This window comes from Sphingopyxis sp. H073 (genome assembly GCF_001468395.1).
GTDB lineage: Bacteria > Pseudomonadota > Alphaproteobacteria > Sphingomonadales > Sphingomonadaceae > Sphingopyxis.
In genome coordinates this window covers 224,186-242,256 of the sequence record NZ_LNSG01000007.1, presented here as the reverse complement: position 1 = coordinate 242,256, position 18,071 = coordinate 224,186, and the positions used below count along the sequence as shown (strand labels likewise).

At 66.0% G+C, this 18,071-nt stretch carries 15 protein-coding genes and 1 pseudogene; 9 read left to right on the top strand and 7 right to left on the bottom strand.

Annotated features, from left to right (window positions below; genetic code table 11):
• Positions 1–92 (top strand): annotated as a pseudogene (locus tag ATE64_RS21755) (IS5/IS1182 family transposase); the annotation flags it as partial.
• Between the two features lie 136 nt (positions 93–228).
• Here ATE64_RS21755 and ATE64_RS15140 read toward each other — a convergent pair.
• The 4 genes from ATE64_RS15140 to gatC all read right to left on the bottom strand — a co-directional run bounded on the left by ATE64_RS15140 (position 229) and on the right by gatC (position 4,513).
• Positions 229–1,047, bottom strand: coding sequence for a hypothetical protein (locus ATE64_RS15140; protein WP_058800389.1), 819 nt, complete (start codon positions 1,045–1,047; stop codon positions 229–231).
• A gap of 107 nt (positions 1,048–1,154) precedes the next feature.
• Complete coding sequence (gene gatB / locus ATE64_RS15135; RefSeq protein ID WP_058457688.1) at positions 1,155–2,621, bottom strand: Asp-tRNA(Asn)/Glu-tRNA(Gln) amidotransferase subunit GatB; 1,467 nt, start codon at positions 2,619–2,621, stop codon at positions 1,155–1,157.
• A 108-nt stretch (positions 2,622–2,729) separates the two neighbouring features.
• Complete coding sequence (gene gatA / locus ATE64_RS15130; protein WP_058457687.1) at positions 2,730–4,211, bottom strand: Asp-tRNA(Asn)/Glu-tRNA(Gln) amidotransferase subunit GatA; 1,482 nt, start codon at positions 4,209–4,211, stop codon at positions 2,730–2,732.
• Positions 4,211–4,513, bottom strand: a complete 303-nt coding sequence (gatC, locus tag ATE64_RS15125) for an Asp-tRNA(Asn)/Glu-tRNA(Gln) amidotransferase subunit GatC (protein WP_058457686.1) — start codon at positions 4,511–4,513, stop codon at positions 4,211–4,213. The genes gatA and gatC overlap by 1 nt, the downstream gene beginning before the upstream one ends.
• A gap of 235 nt (positions 4,514–4,748) precedes the next feature.
• Between gatC and ATE64_RS15120 the strand changes: the two genes are divergently transcribed.
• From ATE64_RS15120 to ATE64_RS22235, 6 genes are all read left to right on the top strand, one after another.
• Positions 4,749–6,056 carry a DUF3089 domain-containing protein gene (locus ATE64_RS15120; protein ID WP_058457685.1) on the top strand — a complete coding sequence of 436 codons (1,308 nt, stop codon included), beginning with the start codon at positions 4,749–4,751 and terminating at the stop codon, positions 6,054–6,056.
• 88 nt (positions 6,057–6,144) lie between these two features.
• Positions 6,145–6,603, top strand: a complete 459-nt coding sequence (gene ruvX, locus ATE64_RS15115) for a Holliday junction resolvase RuvX (RefSeq protein ID WP_058457690.1) — start codon at positions 6,145–6,147, stop codon at positions 6,601–6,603.
• 75 nt (positions 6,604–6,678) lie between these two features.
• Complete coding sequence (locus tag ATE64_RS15110; protein ID WP_058457684.1) at positions 6,679–7,674, top strand: aspartate carbamoyltransferase catalytic subunit; 996 nt, start codon at positions 6,679–6,681, stop codon at positions 7,672–7,674.
• Entirely contained in the window at positions 7,665–8,879 is a 1,215-nt protein-coding gene (locus tag ATE64_RS15105) for a dihydroorotase (protein ID WP_156416639.1), read from the top strand. The genes ATE64_RS15110 and ATE64_RS15105 overlap by 10 nt, the downstream gene beginning before the upstream one ends.
• A gap of 375 nt (positions 8,880–9,254) precedes the next feature.
• The gene (locus ATE64_RS15100; RefSeq protein WP_156416638.1) at positions 9,255–10,415 is read left to right on the top strand and encodes a helix-turn-helix transcriptional regulator; all 1,161 of its coding nucleotides are present in this window, start codon (positions 9,255–9,257) and stop codon (positions 10,413–10,415) included.
• 389 nt (positions 10,416–10,804) lie between these two features.
• A complete protein-coding gene (locus ATE64_RS22235) occupies positions 10,805–11,440 on the top strand; it encodes a choice-of-anchor C family protein (RefSeq protein WP_082657927.1) in 636 nt (211 codons plus the stop codon).
• Positions 11,441–11,621: 181 nt separating this feature from the next.
• Here ATE64_RS22235 and ATE64_RS15090 read toward each other — a convergent pair whose 3' ends face one another.
• From ATE64_RS15090 to ATE64_RS15080, 3 genes are read right to left on the bottom strand one after another with little or no spacing between them, the layout of a single operon-like run.
• Entirely contained in the window at positions 11,622–13,058 is a 1,437-nt protein-coding gene (locus ATE64_RS15090; RefSeq protein ID WP_058457520.1) for an SPOR domain-containing protein, read from the bottom strand.
• Positions 13,059–13,080: 22 nt separating this feature from the next.
• A complete protein-coding gene (locus ATE64_RS15085; RefSeq protein WP_058457521.1) occupies positions 13,081–13,752 on the bottom strand; it encodes a hypothetical protein in 672 nt (223 codons plus the stop codon).
• Between the two features lie 17 nt (positions 13,753–13,769).
• Entirely contained in the window at positions 13,770–14,492 is a 723-nt protein-coding gene (locus ATE64_RS15080) for a ParA family protein (RefSeq protein ID WP_058457522.1), read from the bottom strand.
• Between the two features lie 259 nt (positions 14,493–14,751).
• On the opposite strand from ATE64_RS15080, the gene ATE64_RS15075 reads away from it, so the two are divergent.
• Positions 14,752–15,906: an SPOR domain-containing protein gene (locus tag ATE64_RS15075; protein ID WP_058457523.1), complete on the top strand. Its 1,155-nt coding sequence runs from the start codon at positions 14,752–14,754 to the stop codon at positions 15,904–15,906.
• A 399-nt stretch (positions 15,907–16,305) separates the two neighbouring features.
• Positions 16,306–18,063, top strand: a complete 1,758-nt coding sequence (locus ATE64_RS15065; RefSeq protein WP_231729186.1) for a chloride channel protein — start codon at positions 16,306–16,308, stop codon at positions 18,061–18,063.
• Positions 18,064–18,071: the final 8 nt, after the last annotated feature.

Sequence of the window (18,071 nt, the reverse complement as noted above, 5' to 3'; positions counted from 1 at the left end):
ACTGGCGGCGCGTCGCCACGCGCTACGATCGGTGCCCGAAGGCCTTCTTCTCCGCCGTAGCCCTCGCCGCTACAGTCATCTTCTGGCTCTGATCAATGATTCCTGACCCTAGCGGCCCGAGCGAGGTGCCCGCATACGGGATTTAAGGGCTACCCACTTCGCCTCGGTCGCCATAAGTGAAAGGCTATGGATTTTACGGCGAGAGCACTATACGAACCCGAGCTATGCCTAATATCGATAGCGGATTTCACTCGGGATTGGCATAGGCCCGCTAACGCTAGGCTTCGATGCTATTGTCATTTTACCCGTCGCTGGATCAAATGACCGAATTTCAAATCGGGCGCCATATATCTCATAAGAAAGTGGGTAGGTCGCATCCTTATTAACGGTCTGGACCCGGGGCACCGTTCCGCTTGTCGTTTTTATGCTGTCGAAATCCATCCGCTTGCCATTCTGGTAGATGACGATGTGAAATGACGGCCGCGACGCTCTGCGAACTACAATCGATACATAATCCCCGGAACCCGCCTCTACCATTTCGCCGACATTCAAGGCCACAGGATTTATTGCGTGGGGCAAGCGGTCAGCGGGAACCCCATCGTCCAACAGAAACCCATGTTCGGCCACACCGTCATAATTCTGGTCAGCGAGACATTTCCGGCCATCCTCCAGCGAACGAATCAGTGCGTAGCCAATCGTTCCCATCAGGCCGCCCCCCTTTTGCTTGAGGTTGGGTACGTTGGTGCAATAGACGATTACGGCGCTTTCAGGGTCGTTTCGCCAATCCGAAACGCTGACCGCCGGAAGCACCGTCCCGGCCGGGATGGATACATCGCCTTCGCTGGTCGAGATTTTGACCTCTTGCCCTATTCTGGCAGCAATGCCCCACAGGATCGGTTGCCTCAACAACTCGTCACCCGGCTCCAAGACCCGATCGCCTTGCTGAACGGCATTTGGGATATAAAAGCGGCCGACCTCGGAATTAATCCCGGGCTTGTCCGACACCTCCGCGGCATCGACCGAAGAGACGGCAGAAAAAACGATCATCAAAGCGCATGCTATGCGCGGCCTGATATCAGTGGCCAACGTCACCCCCTGTTGCGAAGTCCAACATCGCTATAAACAAGTCCGAGCAATGCAACGTAGCAATCTCGTCAGCCCAGCGCCTTCTTCAGCAGTTCGTTGACGACCTGCGGGTTCGCCTTGCCCTGCATCGCCTTCATCGTCTGGCCGACGAAGAAGCCGAACAGCGCTTCCTTGCCGCCCTTGTACTGCTCGACCTTGTCGGCATTGGCGGCCAGCACCTTGGCGATCTCGCCCTCGATCGCGCCGGTGTCGCTCGTCTGCTTGAGGCCCTCGCGATCGACGATCGCCGCGGCGCCGTCGCCGCTTTCAAGCATCTTCTCGAACACCTGCTTGGCGATCGTGCCCGAAATCGTGCCGTCGGCGACCAGACCGAGCAGTTCGCCCGCCTGCGCCGGCGTGACCGGGCAATCCTCGAAACTCTTGCCGAGCCTGTTGAGCGCGCCGAACAGCTCGCTCGTCACCCAGTTCGCGGCCGCGACCGGCTTCGCGCCGGTTTCGAGCAGCGCATCGAACCACAACGCGCTCTCCACCTCGGCGGTCAGCACGTCGGCATTATACGCCGAGATCCCCGCGCTCAGATAGCGCGCGCGCTTGGCGTCGGGCAGTTCGGGCAAGGACTCGCGGCATTCCGCCAGAAACGCATCGTCAAGTTCGAGCGGCAACAGGTCGGGATCGGGGAAATAGCGATAATCATGCGCGTCTTCCTTCGACCGCATCGACCGAGTCTCATTGCGGTCGGGATCGTAGAGGCGCGTTTCCTGCACCACCGTGCCGCCACTTTCGATCAGCGCGACCTGGCGCTTCGCCTCGCCCTCGATCACCGCCATCACGAAGCGCACCGAATTGACATTCTTCGTCTCGGTGCGCGTGCCGAACTCGTCGCCGGGCCGCCGCACGCTGACATTGACGTCGGCGCGCATCGAGCCTTCTTCCATATTGCCGTCGCACGACCCGACGTAACGCAGGATCGAGCGCAGCTTGCGAACATAGGCCCCCGCTTCGGCGGGCGAGCGCATGTCGGGGCGCGAGACGATCTCCATCAGCGCGACGCCCGAGCGGTTGAGGTCGACGTACGACATCGTCGGATGCTGGTCGTGCATCAGCTTGCCGGCGTCCTGCTCGACATGGATACGCTCGATCCCGATCCGCTTCGCCTCAGGAATTCCCGCCTTCTCGTCCGCCTCGATCATCAACGAACCTTCTCCGACAAGCGGATGATAAAGCTGCGAAATCTGGTAACCCTGCGGCAGGTCGGCGTAGAAATAATTCTTGCGGTCGAACCGCGACCATTTGTTGATCTGCGCCTCGATTGCCATCCCCGTGCGCACCGCCTGGCGGATGCACTCGCGGTTCGGCACCGGCAGCATGCCGGGCATCGCGGCGTCGACCAGCGACACCTGCGTGTTCGGCTCGGCCCCGAACGCCGTTGCGGCGCCCGAAAACAGCTTGGCGTTGGAGGTGACCTGCGCATGGACCTCAAGGCCGATCACGACCTCCCACTCGCCGGTTTCGCCCTTGATGCGATAATCAGACATCGTTCAAATCCTCAGTGTGTCCCTGCGAAGGCAGGGACCCATCACCTGCCACTTCAACCTTGCACCATCCGGAGATGGGCCCCTGCCTTCGCAGGGGCACAGGCCCAGCTACCACCACTTGTCGGCGCGGGCGGTAAAGCCCGCCCGCTCTTCAATCGCTAGCCCGGCATTCAGCACGCCCTGCTCGTCGAACGCCTTGCCGATGATCTGCAAGCCCAGCGGCAGCCCCTCGCGGTTCAGCGCCGCGGGGACCGACATTGCGGGCAGCCCGGCGAGGCTCGCGGGCACCGCGAACACGTCGTTCAAATACATCGCCAGCGGGTCGGACGTCTTTTCGCCGAGACCGAACGCCGCCGACGGCGCGGTCGGGGCGAGGATCACGTCGCAGCTTGCAAAAGCCTGTTCGAAATCGCGCGCGATCAGCGTCCGCACCTTCTGCGCCTGCGTGTAGTACGCGTCATAGAAGCCCGCCGACAGCACATAAGTGCCGATCATGATGCGGCGCTTGACCTCGGGCCCGAAGCCGTCGGCGCGCGTCGCGGCGTACATGTCCTGCAGCCCCGCCCCCTGCGGCAGGTCGCGGAGCCCGTAACGCACGCCGTCATAGCGCGCGAGGTTCGACGACGCCTCGGCGGGCGCGATGATGTAATAGGCCGGCAGCGCATATTTGGTGTGCGGCAGGCTGATCTCGACGACCTCGGCCCCCGCATCCTTCAGCATCGCGATGCCCGCATCCCACATCGCGTCGATGTCGGGATCGATGCCGTCGAGGCGATATTCCCTGGGAATACCGACCGTCTTGCCCTTGAGATCACTCGACAAAGCCGCTTCCCAATTGGGCACAGCCATATCGAGGCTCGTCGCGTCCTTGGGATCGAAGCCCGCCATATTCTCGAGCATGATCGCGCAGTCGCGCACGTCGCGCGCCATCGGCCCCGCCTGGTCGAGCGAGCTTGCGAAGGCGACGATGCCCCAGCGCGAGCAGCGGCCATAGGTCGGTTTGATCCCCGAAATGCCGGTGAAGGCCGCGGGCTGGCGGATCGAGCCGCCGGTGTCGGTCCCCGTCGCCGCGGGGCACAGCCGCGCCGCGATCGCCGACGAACTGCCGCCCGACGATCCGCCCGGCGCGAGCGCGGCATTGCCGCCATCCTTGCGCCGCCACGGCGAGATCACATTGCCGAAATAGCTCGTCTCGTTCGACGACCCCATCGCAAACTGGTCGAGGTTCAGCTTGCCCAGCATCCCCGCGCCCGCGTCCCACAATTTCTGGCTGACGGTCGATTCATAGCGCGGCACGAAACCTTCGAGCATATGGCTCGCGGCGGTCGTCTGCACGCCATTGGTGCAGAACAGGTCCTTCATCCCGATCGGCACGCCCGATAGCGGCTTCAGCGTCCCCGCCGAACGGTCGGCATCGGCCGCCTTCGCCGCCGCAATCGCATGCTCGGGCGTCTCGACGATAAACGCATTCAGCGCCTTCGCGCCCGCGACATTGGCGTTGAACGCCTCGGCGACCTCGACGGCGCTGAAATCGCCCGCGCGGTGGCCGTCGCGGATCTGCGCGACGGTCAGATTGGTAAGCTCGGTCATTATTCGATCACCTTGGGAACGCCGAAAAAGCCGTGCTGCGGCGCGGGCGCATTGGCGAGAATATCGTCGCGGCGGTTGCCGCCGGTCAGCGGGTCGGCGTCGACGACATCGTCGCGCAGCCGCAGCTTGTTCGGGATCACCGCGGTCATCGGCTCGACCCCGGTCACATCGACCTCGCCGAGTTGTTCGACCCAGCCCAAAATGCCGTTGAGTTCGCCCTCCATCGCGGCGGCTTCGGCATCGCTGATCGCGATGCGCGCCAGCGACGCTATTTTCCTGACTGTTGCCTGATCGATTGCCATTCATCTTGCCTTATCGGGAGAAGTTGCGCCGCTAGCATCCTCCCCCGTCCGCTTCAACCATCCTGATCCTTCCTGCAACGAACTCGTGAGGGAGTCGCAGACGGCGCGCAACGCCAGCGCGACCGCTGGCGTTGCGAGGGGTGACGGGGCAGCGACGATCGCATCACGCGCCATTTGAAGGGTTTGTCATGACCGGCTAGAGAGCCTGAAAATCCTCTCCCCCACTGGAGCCCCGATGGCCCGCAAATTCCTCTACCTTATTGCCGCGATCATTCTCGTCATCTTCGGCTTCGGCGTCGCCTATCAGCTCAATCCGGGCTGGTTCGGCCGCGTCGCCTTTGTGCCGAGCACGCAGTTCGTCGAACAAGCGGCGGCCGCGCCCAACGCCTATGACGATCCGGCGATGTGGTTTGCGCGTCCGGGTCTCGCGGACGATCCCGCCGATTGGCGCCCGCCGGTCGAAGGCCAGAAGGAAGCGATCGCGGCCAAGGCGGAGGACGGCAAGCTGGTCGGATCGGTCAAGGCCGCCGAAGCCACCGCCGCCAACGCCGAACCGGCCAAGGGCGACGCCGCGATCTTCTTCGTCCACCCGACCAGTTATTACAGCAAGGCGAGCTGGAACGCCCCGCTCGACGACGCCGACGCCAATTACCGCGCGACCCTCTTTATGCAGGGCATGGCGAGCGCGTTCGGCGACGCGGGCGAGGTGTGGGCGCCGCGTTACCGGCAGGCGACGCTCGGAGCCTTCCTCGCGACCGACCGCGTCACCGCGGGCAAGGCGATCGATGCCGCCTATCGCGACGTCGAACAGGCGTTCGACGCCTTCCTCGCCGCGACCCCGAAGAACAAGCCGATCATCCTCGCTGGCCACAGCCAGGGCGCGCTCCACCTGACAACGCTGCTGAGGAACCGGATCGCGGGCACCCCGCTCGCGAAGCGCATCGTCGCGGCTTATGTGATCGGTTGGCCGATCAGCCGCGACACCGACATGGCGGCGCTCGGCCTGCCCGCGTGCGAGACGCCGCAAGAAAAAGGCTGTATCCTTTCGTGGGCGAGCTTCGCCGAACCTGCCGACACCTCGATGGTGATCGGCGCCTATGACGGCACGATCGGCTTCGACGGCCGCCCGCGCGCGGGTACACGGATGCTCTGCACCAATCCGCTGACCGGCATCCCCGACACCGCCGCCGGCCCCGATGCCAATATCGGCACGCTGAAACCCAACGAAGGCTTCAAGGCCGGAACGCTGATCGCGAAAAAGGTCGGCGCGAAGTGCGACGACGACCGCGGCTTTCTGCTGATCGGCGATGCCGAAGCGGCGCAGAATTACGCGCCGAGCTATGTATTGCCGGGCAATAATTATCACGTCTTCGACATCACCCTTTTCTGGGCGAACGTCCGCGCCGACGTACTGCGCCGCCTCGCGGCCTACGAGGGCAAGCCCTCGCCCGTTCCGCCGCCCGCCGCGCCGGTTGCGGTGCCGGCCGCACCGACGCCAACACCCAAAATGGCCACCCCTCAGACCTCGTCATCCCGGACTTGATCCGGGATCCATGGCCCGACCTCGTGACCTTGGGCCACGGATGCTGAAACAAGTTCAGCATGACGAAAATAGGGGATAGACGCAGATGATGATCACCACCGCCGCCCCTGACTTCGCCGCCGCGCTTCCCGCCGGCGGCCGCCTCGCGGGCCTCGATGTCGGCACCAAGACGATCGGCGTCGCGCTCTGCGATGCCGGCTGGTCCTTCGCGACCCCCGACAAGACGATCATCCGCAAGAAATTCTCCGCCGACCTCGAAGCGCTGAAAGCGGTCTTCGCCGCGCAGTCGGTCGTCGGCCTCGTCGTCGGGCTGCCGCTCAACATGGACGGCACCGACAGCCCCCGCACGCAAAGCACGCGTGCCTTTGCGCGCAACCTGCTGCCGCTCGGCCTCCCGATCCTCCTCTGGGACGAACGTTGGTCGACCGCCGCGGTCGAGCGCGCGATGATCGCCGCCGACGTCAGCCGGGCAAAAAGGGCGGAGCGCGTCGACAGCGCCGCCGCCGCCTTCATCCTGCAGGGCGCGATCGATGCGCTGACCAGATGATCCTCCCTGTCGCGCAGCGATGGGGAGGATCATGACTTGCGATTTTCGCATCTCGACCCTAAACGCTCGGCTTTAATGACAAGCGCAACCACCCGACCCGCCAGCGACTATCCGCCCGGCGGCGATGCCTTTCGCCATCGCCACCTGATCGGCATCGCCCAGCTCGCCCCGTGGGAAATTTCCTACGTTCTCGACGCCGCCGAAGAGTGGGTCGAGATGAACCGCAGCGGCGCCGCCAAGCACGACGACCGGCTTGCGGGTCTCACGATCATCAACGCCTTTTTCGAGAATTCGACCCGCACTTTGCTGTCGTTCGAGATCGCGGGGAAACGCCTCGGCGCCGACGTCGTCAACATGCACGCCGCGCAGTCGAGCGTGAAGAAGGGCGAGACGCTGATCGACACCGCGATGACATTGAACGCGATGCGCGCCGACGCGATGGTGATCCGTCACCAGAGCTCGGGCGCGGTGCAACTCATCGCCGACAAGGTCGACTGCCCCGTGCTCAACGCGGGCGACGGCCGTCACGAGCATCCGACGCAGGCGCTGCTCGATGCGCTCACCATTCGCCGCCGCCTCGGCAAGGTCGAAGGGCTGACGATCGCGATCTGCGGCGATGTGCTGCACAGCCGCGTCGCGCGCTCGAACATCCTCGCGCTCACGCTGCTCGGCAACGAGGTGCGCATCGTCGCGCCGCCGACGCTGACCCCGCCCGCGATGGAGCGGATGCACGTCACCACCTTCACCGACATGGACGAAGGGCTGAAGGATGCCGACGTCGTGATGATGCTCCGCCTCCAGAACGAACGCATGGACGGCGCCTATCTGCCCAGCGCCCGCGAATATCACGCGCTCTACGGCCTGACGCCAAAGCGCCTCGAAAAGGCGAAGCCCCAAGCCATCGTCATGCACCCCGGCCCGATGAACCGCGGGGTCGAGATCGACAGCAGCGTCGCCGATCACCCCACCCGATCGACGATCACCGAGCAGGTCGAAATGGGCGTCGCGGTGCGCATGGCGTGCCTCGACATATTGACGCGCCGCAAGCGGGGGGTACCGGGATGGAACTGACCCCGCTGCTGATCGCGAACGCGCGCCTGCTCGGCGGCGACCCGGTACGCCTGCTCGTCGAGCGCGGCCGCATTGCCGCCCTGAACCCTTTGGAAACGCCCGGCGGCGCCGAAACCGTCGATGCGCGCGGGCAGTGGCTCGCGCCCGGCATCATCGACCTCGGCGTCTTCGCGACCGACAAGCCCGCCTTCCATTTCGGCGGCATCACCCGCGCGGCGCTGATGCCCGACAGCGGCCCGCTCGACGGCGCCGGGCTCGTCGAGCGGGCCGCCAAAGGTGGCAAGCCCGACCTCTGGGTTCACCCGCTCGCCGCCGCCACCAAAGGCCTCGCAGGCAGGGAACTCGCCGAGATCGGCCTGATGAAACAGGCGGGCGCGCGCGCCGTCGCCACCGGCCGCGCCCGCATCGCCGATGCCGGCGTGATGCGCCGCGTCCTTGCCTATGCCGCCTCGCTCGGCCTTACGGTCATCGCCCACGCCGAGGACGAGGGGCTGACGGCGGGCGCCGTCGCCACCGACGGCGAAATGGCGACCCGACTCGGCCTCGCCTCGGCTCCCGCGATCGCCGAAGCGATGGCGATCGCGCGCGACCTTTGCCTCGTGGAGGAAACCGGCGCCCCGATCCACTTCCGCCAGGTCACCACCGCGCGCGGGCTCGACCTGATCCGCGGCGCCAAGGCAAAGGGCCTGCCGGTCACCTGCGGCATCACGCCGGCCCATCTCTTCCTCTCCGATACCGCGATCGGCGATTTCCGGACCTTCGCCCGCCTCTCGCCACCCCTGCGCAGCGAGGACGACCGCCACGCCTGCCTCTCCGCCATCGCCGACGGCACGATCGACGTGCTGACATCGGGCCACGATCCGCGCGGTCCCGAGGACAAGCGCCTCCCCTTCGCCGAGGCGCAGCCCGGCATGGCGGGCGCCGAGACTTTGCTGGCGATGGGCCTTCAGCTCGTCCGCGACGGCCATATCAGCGCGGCGCGCCTCTTCGACCTGCTCGCCGCGAACCCCGCAAAGCTGCTCGGCCTCGAAGCCGGCCGCATCGAGCCCGGACTGGAGGCCGACCTCATCCTGATCGACGAGGGCACGCCTTGGCAGGTCGATGCGAAAAAGATGGCGGCCTGGGCCGGCAACACGCCGTTCGACGGTATGCCGGTTCAGGGGCGCGCGACGATGCTGTGGAAGGGCGGGCAGCGCATCAGGTAGCGACGACCGATTAACGCGTCGAAGCGTGCGCGTCCCGTATCAGGACAGCAACAATATTTCACAGGACTCGCTTTCGAATCCCCTTATATGTCGATTTGCGACCCGAATGGATGACAGTCCATTCACCACTCAAAGGCGGCCGTCCCCGGCCGCCTTTTCTTTTTTGCCCTCCCGCCGGGCCCAACCGACTGGCCGGGCACAAAAAAGAAGCCCGTCGGAAATCCGGCGGGCTTCTAGAAGCGGGACGATCCTGCGAACATCCCACCAGTGGGTCGCAGCCCCTCTCTGCCCGATTCGCGCGACAGTTTCGCTACCCACATGGGTAGCGTGGGCGAATTTTTGCTCTATCAAGGGATTTCGCAGCCGGGGAAGCGCATGCCGACCGATCCCGTTCCGACCTTTCCTCCCGACCATAATGCGCCGGCCGAATGGGAGGTGCTGAATGCGCTGATCGGCGACATCTACGATTCGGTGCTTCATCCCGAAAGCTGGAACGACACCCTCGCGCGCATCACCGGCGCGCTTTGTCCCCTGAGTTGGGAAGCCGCCTTCATCCTTTGGGAAAGCAGCAATCCGCCGCGCGCGCGTTTTGTCGCCGCGACGGGCCTCGCTGCGGGGATTCAGGAAATCTATTCCGCCGTCTATGCCGGAAGCCACCCCTGGTCGCGCAAGCTGATGCGCTATGCCAACGGCAGTGTCGTCGACAGCTATGACATCATGACCCGCGAGGAATTCTACGAATCCGAATTCTTCCGGAACTTCCTTGCGCCCTATGGCATCGACCGGCTCGTCGGCGTGCTGCTCGACCGGCGCGGGGGCGAGCGACTGGGACTGATGCTGCCGGGCCCCGGCGACCGCGACGCCGAGAAGCTGAAGCGGGGACTGCGTGTCCTCGCGCCGCATATCCAGCGCGCGATGCGGATCAGCGACCGCCTCGCGACGCTCGAACTCGCTGCAGGCGCGGCGCGCGCCGCCGCCGACGCCGCGCCCTTCGCGATCTTCAGCCTCGACGATCAGCTCAACATCCTCGCCGCGAACAGCCGTGCCGACCGATATGAGCGCGCCGGCTTCATCCGCCGGACCGACGGCCGCTTTGCCTTGACCCAGCCCGCGAGCCAGAAACGGCTCCTCGACCTCGCCAAAAGCCCCGGTCCGGCCGGCCTCGCCTTTCAGACGACGAACGCGAAGGGCACCGAATGCCCCGTCCTCGTCGCACGCATCTCGCGGCAATCGGCCAAACGGATCGGGGGCACCGACCTCGGCGCCTCGCTCATCGTCACGCTGGGCAGTGCGCCGGGTGAAACCCCGGTGGTCGAGATCGACCGCGTCGCCCAGTGGTTCGGCCTGACCCCGGCCGAGGCCCGCCTTGCCGTCGCGCTCGCGGGCGGACAGAGCCTGCAGGACTATGCCGCGTTCCGCGCCGTCAGCCTCAACGCCGTCCGCTTCCTGCTGAAGGGTATCTTCCGCAAGACCGGCGTGACCAGCCAGGCGCAGCTCGTCGCCATCGTCGCGAGGCTTCCCTCACCGACGATGTAGTTGCGGCGGCAAAGAGCAGGTCGTGACCAGCCCTCGGAAACGGGATCGTCCGCGAAAACGGCATCGGGGTCGATGGCGCGCCGCCGGTGCAGGCGGGTTACCATTCGGGAAACAAACAAGAACTGATATTTTGTAACCCGAATTTATTTTGGCTCGCCGATCGGTCCGCCACGAAAAATCGTCGAATCCCCATCGCGGCAGACGCGATCGTCGCAATAATCGTCCCATTATGAAGCATATTGACCAATTCGGGGACGGCCGGACAAAAACAGAACTTAACAATAGTTTACGAATCAGCGGTTCCAAGTTATCCCGTAGTGCGAGTCGTCGGACGCATGGCCATTCCGCCGCGCGATTAGAACGACCGTAACGAACAAGGGGCACTGACCATGCGTAGCCTTAAAGCCGCCGTTGCGGCCGCTCTCCTGCTTCCCGCGACCGCCAATGCGGCGACCGTTGTCAACGGCGATTTCGAGACGGGTCCTAATCCGGGTTCCTTCACGACTGTGAATGCCGGGGGCACGATCGGCGCCTGGACGGTGCTTAGCGGCAGCGTCGACTATATCGGCACCTATTGGCAGCCGCAGGGTGGATCGCGCAGCGTCGACCTCAACGGCCTCAACGCGGGCACAATCCAGCAGGCCATCGACACCGTGATGGGGCAAGCCTACGAGGTGACCTTCTGGCTGGCCGGCAACCCGGACAACGGCCCGGAAATCAAGACCGTGCAGGTGTCGGCGGCCGATGCTAATGGCACATTCATGTTCGATACGTTCGGTGTCTCGCGCGCGGCGATGGGATGGCAGAAGTACACCTTCAATTTCACGGCGAATAGCGCGTCGACCCTGCTGTCCTTCGCATCGCAGAATCAGAGCGCCTACGGGGCCGCTCTCGACAGCGTCTCGATCTCGGCGGTTCCCGAACCGGCGACTTGGGCGATGATGCTGTTCGGCTTCGTGCTGGTCGGCGGCGCGATGCGTCGCCGTACTGCGGCACGCCCGGCGAACCACCTGTCGTTCGCCTGACGCCACAAGCGATTTTCAAAAAAAAGGCCGCCGCCGGAACCATACCGGCAGCGGCCTTTTTGTTGGATTGAGCGCCTCGCCAGCGGTCGGGCGGCATAGCCCAAAAAGAAAGGGGGCGCAGCCCCGCAGCCGCGCCCCTCCCCCTAGGCCCCCCGCATCGCGGAAGGCGCCCCAATATTGATCAGCGCGACGCCAGACGCACCGGCTTTGCGGCAGGTGCCGACGCCCACTGGATCGATTCGGTCCCGCCCATCTGGCGCACGAAGCAGGTCTGCCCCTTTGCCTTGAGTTCGCCGCAGAGCTTCGATGCATCGGCGCGTGTCGCCATGCCGTTGACTGTCAGGCGATAGAAGGTGCGCCCACCCACCACGGCCGAATGGCTCGAGGCCTGATAGCTGGCGAGCACGGCCGTCCGCCTTTTCAGCGTCGTCCATTTTTCCTTCGCAATGCCGAGCGTGTCATAGGCACCAAGCTGTACGGCCCAACCCGAAGGCTTCTTTGCATCGAACGCCATCGCCCGCGGCAGGATTTTCGTCGCTAGCTCGAGCGCCTGCTTCTGTGCGGGACGGATACGCCCCTGCTCACCAGCAACGCGCGGCGCGGCGCGATATGGCTTGGCGTCGGCCATGATGATCTCGGCAACTTTGGGTGTGGCCTTCGGCTGCGGCAGTTCGGTAACCGGCACGACGCCATTTTCGTCGCGCTTCGGCATCGGCAGCTCGACCGTACGGATCGCCGGCTCGGCCGATGCGAGGACCGCGGCGGGCGCCGACGGCTCGGCGGCGGGCGGCGGCGGCGCATAGGTGGCGATGGGCGCCGGATCGGCGCTCGCAAGCTCGACCGGCGCGTCGGCAGCGGCCATCTGCGTGTCGGCGAAGTTGCTCAGTGCCAGGCGCACGGGCATACCGGCATCGGCGCGGACCGTCGTTCCGATCAGGCTCGCGACGCGCATCCGCGCATCGGGCTGCTCGGCGAGCTTGGACCATTCGGCCATGCGGCCCTCGACCTTGTCGAGCGACAGATCCTGTGCGGCAAGAACGCGCGCCTGTGCCCAACGCCCCGACAGGGCGAAAGCCAGCGCAAGATTCTGGCGCGTGCGGGCGTCGGCATCCTTGGCGCGCGCCGCTTCGGTCAACACATAGATCGCCGAATTGGGATCGCCCGCCAGCGCCAGCGCAAGCCCGAGGTCCGACGCCGGAATCGCATCGAAATTGCGCTTGAGCAGATCGGCGGCTTCGCCATTCTTGCCCTGCGCGATACGCGCCAGCGCCAACGCGATAACCGTGTTGCTGTCCTTCGCGCCCAGTTCCATCGCGTCGGAAAGCGCGCTGGTCGCCGACGAGAAACGCCCGTCGTTGAGATAGGCCTGGCCGAGCAGCGCGCGATAGCTCGCGTCACGCGGCGCGCCGGCGACGGCGGCTTCCGCCATCGTCACCGCCTTGCTCGCCTTCCCGGCTTCGAGCGCCTCGCGCGCCTTTTCGGCCGATTTGGCGGCCGAAGCCGAGGTGCCGGGTGACTGCGGCCCCGCTTCGGCCGTTTTGCCCATGCCGCTGCATCCGGTGGCGACGCCGAGAACAAAGCCCGAAACGGCCAGGTTCACCAACAATTTGCGGTTCATGGAAGGTCCCCCTTTGCTATTTCTACGGCATCTTCCGGCGCGTCGGGCGCGCCGCCGGCAGGCGGCTGGCCATCGCGTCGATCTCGGGCAGCGACGACAGATATTCGTCGAGCAAATCGGTCAGGATCACCTGCGAAGAGCGGTTCGTCACCGCGCTCGCAAGGCGCAGGCGGAGGTGACGTTCGGCATCGAGGCGCAGCGTGAAGGCTGCCTTTTCGCGGGCGCGCTGGGCGCGCGGCGCGCGTTCCTTCCTCGCCTTGGGCTCAGGGCGCGCCTCGACCTTGCGAGCGACGGCGGCGACGCGATCGATCAGCGATTCCTGCTGAAGGACGATCTGCGGCACTTCGACGGCCTCGGGCTGGTACGAGTCGGCCAGCGCGTCGGCGAGGTCGGGGCCCGCGTCCGGCGTCAGGGCATGGCCCGGCGCCGCATCGACCGCATGTTCAGCGGCTGCATTATGTTCGAGCACCGACCCGGCAAGGAGCGGCTTCAGGTCGACCATGCGCGCCGATTCGGCGGCATTCTGGTCGGGATCGACGTCATAGCCCATGTCATTCCAGCCAAGGTCGTCATAGCCTTGGCCGATCGGCATCGGTCCGCTGCCCAGCGGCTGGCGGCGCATGGCGGGGCGCGCTCCACCCTTGCGGGCAAGAAGTCCGGCGCTCAGCGAAGCGAGAGGTTTGGGTTCGCCCATGGTTCCCGAGCTCCCCGTCACTGGCCAGCGATGCGGCGGCCGAAGCCACCACCCATCGGGCGAACGGTTCCGTAACCCGGCTGCGCGGGCATCGGGGTCGAGAAGACGGTGCGGCGGAAATTCTTTTCCAGCCGGTCGTTGATATAGGTCCAGAGCTGCCGGATCTCTTCGGCCGATCGTCCGTTCGGATCGACCTCCATCACCGTGCGCCCGTCGATCATCGATGCGGCGTAGTCGGTGCGGTGGTGCAGGGTGACCGGCGCGACGGTACCGTGCTGCGACAATGCGACGGCGGCCTCGCTGGTGATCTTCGCCTTGGGGGTCGCCGCGTTGACGACGAACACCAGCGGCTTGCCCGCGCGTTCGCAAAGGTCGACCGTGGCGCCGACGGCGCGCAGGTCGTGCGGGCTGGGGCGCGTCGGGACGACGATCAGTTCGGCAACCGAAATCACGCTCTGGATCGCCATGGTGATCGCCGGCGGCGTGTCGATGACGGCGAGTTTGAAGCCCTGCTGGCGCAGGATTTCAAGGTCGGAGGCCAGCCGCGCGACCGTGGTCTGAGCAAAGGCCGGAAGGTCGGTTTCGCGTTCGTTCCACCAATCGGCGAGCGAGCCCTGCGGGTCGATGTCGATCAGAACGACGGGGCCCGCGCCGGCAAGCTGCGCCTGCACCGCGAGATGCCCCGACAGGGTGGTTTTACCCGACCCGCCCTTTTGTGAAGCCAATGCCAAAACGCGCACAGCTATCCCCCTGGAAAACCAAAATCAGGCGTTTGGATGCCATGCAGGGCGCTAAAATTGAGTTAACGATGATAAAAAGACGGTAAACGATTGCCTCGCTTCCATGGTAAACAAGCTGCTATGCCGATTCTGTACCGAAGCGGGGCAGGTTCGTGCCGCCCTTAGGCGTTGCTAACGGGGTGTTAGCCACTTTACCCCTACAGGGCTTTCCGGGGACTGCGAACCGGCCGCCGGCTGCGCAAGTCATTGGAGATTAAGGATGCGAGCACTCACCGCCGCCATCGCCCTGCCGCTCGCTGCAGCTGCAGCGGCACTGGCCGTACCCGCCTTCGCGGACGTCAAGGACGGCGTCGATGCCTGGCAGGCGGGCGACTATCAGAAGGCGGTGGCCGAATGGCGCCCGCTCGCCGTCGCCGGCGATGCCGATGCGCAGTTCAACCTCGGCCAGGCGTACAAGCTCGGCCGCGGCGTTCCCGCCGACCTTGGCCAGGCAGAAAGCTGGTACCGCCGCGCCGCGAAGCAAGGGCACCTGCAGGCCGAGGACAATCTCGGCCTGATCCTCTTCACCGCGAACAAGCGCGAGGAGGCGATGCCCTATATCAAGGCGTCGGCCGATCGCGGGGAGCCGCGGGCGCAATATGTCCTCGGCACCGCGATGTTCAACGGCGATTATGCGACGAAGGACTGGCCGCGCGCCTATGCGCTCACCAAGCGCGCAAGCGATGCGGGCCTGACGATCGCATCCGCGCGCCTTGCCCAGCTCGACAGCCTGATCCCGCTCGAGCAGCGACAGGCGGGGCTCGCGATGCTGCCGCAGATCGAAAAGGACGAAGCGCGCACGCGCCTCGCCGCCGTGAGTGCGGCCGCCCCGACACCGGCACCGCCCGCACCTTCGCCGGTCAAGACCGCGAGCCTGCCCGCGTCGACGCCCGGCACCAGCTACACCCCGCCGCCGGTTGTCGCGCCGACCGCGAAGCCGGTTCCGGCCGTGTCGAAGCCCGCCCCGGCCCTGTCGACCCCGGCCGCCGTCGCAGCCGCCAATGCAGCGAACGAAGCCACGACCGCGGCTGCGGTCGCAAAGGGCGAACCGGTCAAGATCGCATCGACGGCGCCGAAGCCGGCCCCCACTGTGGCCAAGCCCGCTCCGCAGGCGGCAAGGCCGGTGACCGTCCACAATGGCGCGAGCCCGTGGCGCGCCCAGTTCGGTGCCTTCGGCGTCGAAGCCAACGCCCGCAGCCTCTGGACCTCGCTCGAGAAGAAATATCCGGCCCTCGCCGCGCGCCAGCCGAGTTATGTGAAGGCGGGAACGGTCACCCGCCTGCAGGCCGGCGGCTTCGCCAGCAAGGGCGATGCGGAAAATCTTTGCGCCACCGTCCGCAAGGGCGGCCAGGCGTGCATGGTCGTTTCCAAATAGGCGTCATTCGGGCGCGCGTCCGGGCAAGACCGGCGCCTGACGCCCGCCAATGTTTCCGCGCTTGATCCGCAAGCGACAGTGATTGAGCTGATCCTCGTCGGCCGCCGCCTGGCAGGGCGCGGCGCGCGTTCGTCCGCTCGCACTCGACCGCAAGGACATCGCCGTCGCGCTTGTCCCCACCGGAATGTTCACGCGCGAACTCGCGACCGAGGCGCTCGTTCGGCCCTTCGCGACTGAAATCGACTTCGGTCGCTACTGGCTCACCCGGCCGATGTCGCACGCCCGAAAGCGATGCGATGGCACAATTCCGTCGGTTGCTCGCCGGCGAAGCCGACGCAACCGGCGAGTTTGCCGACGAAAGGGCTTGACCTCCATCGCCGGCAGGCGCTTGGAGCCCGCGTGGCTCGCTTGCGCAAATTTTCGCTGATCCTCGCCGTCGGACGCCAGCGCCGCCGCCTGCGCGAAAGCGAGGCCGCGTTCATCCTCCTCGCCGCGGTCGCCGGGCTTGCAGCCGGCGCGCTTACCAATATGCTGCAAGCGATCGCGCACGGGCTGCAGCAACTGCTTTACGGTGTCACCATCAACCGGCTCAGCGCGCTCGGCAGCATCCACCATCCATGGAAGCTGCTCGCCCTGCCCGCCGGCGGCCTGCTGCTCGTCCTGCTTGCGCGCGGCCTCGGCCGGCGCGCGCGCGTGCCGGTCGACGTGGTCGAGGCCAACGCCCTGCACGGCGGGCGCATCCCATTCACCGACAATCTGGTCATCGCGTCGCAGACCGTCATCTCGAACGGCGCGGGGGCATCGGTCGGGCTGGAGGCGGCCTATGCACAGATGGGCGGCGGGGTCGCTTCGCAGCTCGGTCGGTGGTTCCAGCTCCGCCGCAACGACCTGCGCACGCTGGTCGGCGCCGGCGCGGGCGGCGCGATCGGCGCCGCCTTCGGCGCACCGCTGACGGGCGCCTTTTATGCGTTCGAAATTGTCATCGGCAACTACACCCCTGCTGCGATCGCTCCGGTCATGGCGGCGTCGCTGTCGGCGGTATCGGTCACCCGGCTGCTCGGCGCGCAGCCCTACCTGATCGCGACGGCCACCACCCGCGGCTTCGCCCTGCCCGACTATCTCCTCTATGTGCTGCTCGGCGCGCTGTGCGCCATCGTCGGCATGGTGATCATGCGGGTCGTTGCCTTCGCCGAGCTTCGCGTGGGCGCGTGGCAAAGGATCGCCGGGTGGAAACCCGTGGTCGGCGGCTTTGTTCTCATCCCGCTTGCGCTCCTGTCGCCGCAGACCCTGTCGGCGGGGCACGGGGCGCTGCATCTCGACCTTGCGCTGCGTCCGGCGCTTACCTTTCTTGCGGCGGTCCTGCTGCTCAAGATCGCGGCATCGGTCATCTCGCTCAGCTTCGGCTTTCGCGGCGGGCTGTTCTTCGCCTCGCTGTTCGTCGGTTCGCTGATGGGCCAGCTTTTCGCGGGACTGGTCAATCTCAGCCCGCTCGGCCTGACGGTCGACCCCAACGACGCGGCGCTCGTCGGGATGGCGGCGCTCAGCGTGTCGATCGTCGGCGGGCCGATGACGCTGGCGGTGCTGATGCTCGAAACGACGCACGACTTTGCGCTGATGGGCGTGGTGCTGGCCGCGACGCTGGTGTCGAGTGCGCTCACGCGCGAGATCTTCGGCTATTCCTTCTCGACCTGGCGCCTGCACCTGCGCGGTTCGACGATCCGCAGCCCGCGCGATATCGGCCGCCTGACGACGATGACCGCCGGGCGGATCATGCGGACCGACTGGGTCTCGGTGGATCGGTCGATGTCGGTTGGCGCATTCCGCGCGGCCGTGCCGCTCGGCAAGACCGCAAAGGCGATCCTGCTCGACGCCGACGGCACCTATCGGGGGGTCGTCCCGACCGCCGCGGCCTTCCACCCCGATCTTGACCCCGCCTCGCCGGTCGCGGCGCTGGCGACGCATCCCGGCGTCGCGCTGCGGCCGGCGATGGACATACGGTCGATCCTGACGCTTTTCGACGAAGCCGCGGCCGACGAACTCGCCGTGCTCGATGACCGCGACCATGTCATCGGCGTCGTCGGCGAACGCCACGCGCGCCGCCGCTATTTCGAGGCGCTGGAGGAATCCGAACGCGAATTGTTCGGCGAAAAGGCCTGACCGGCCTC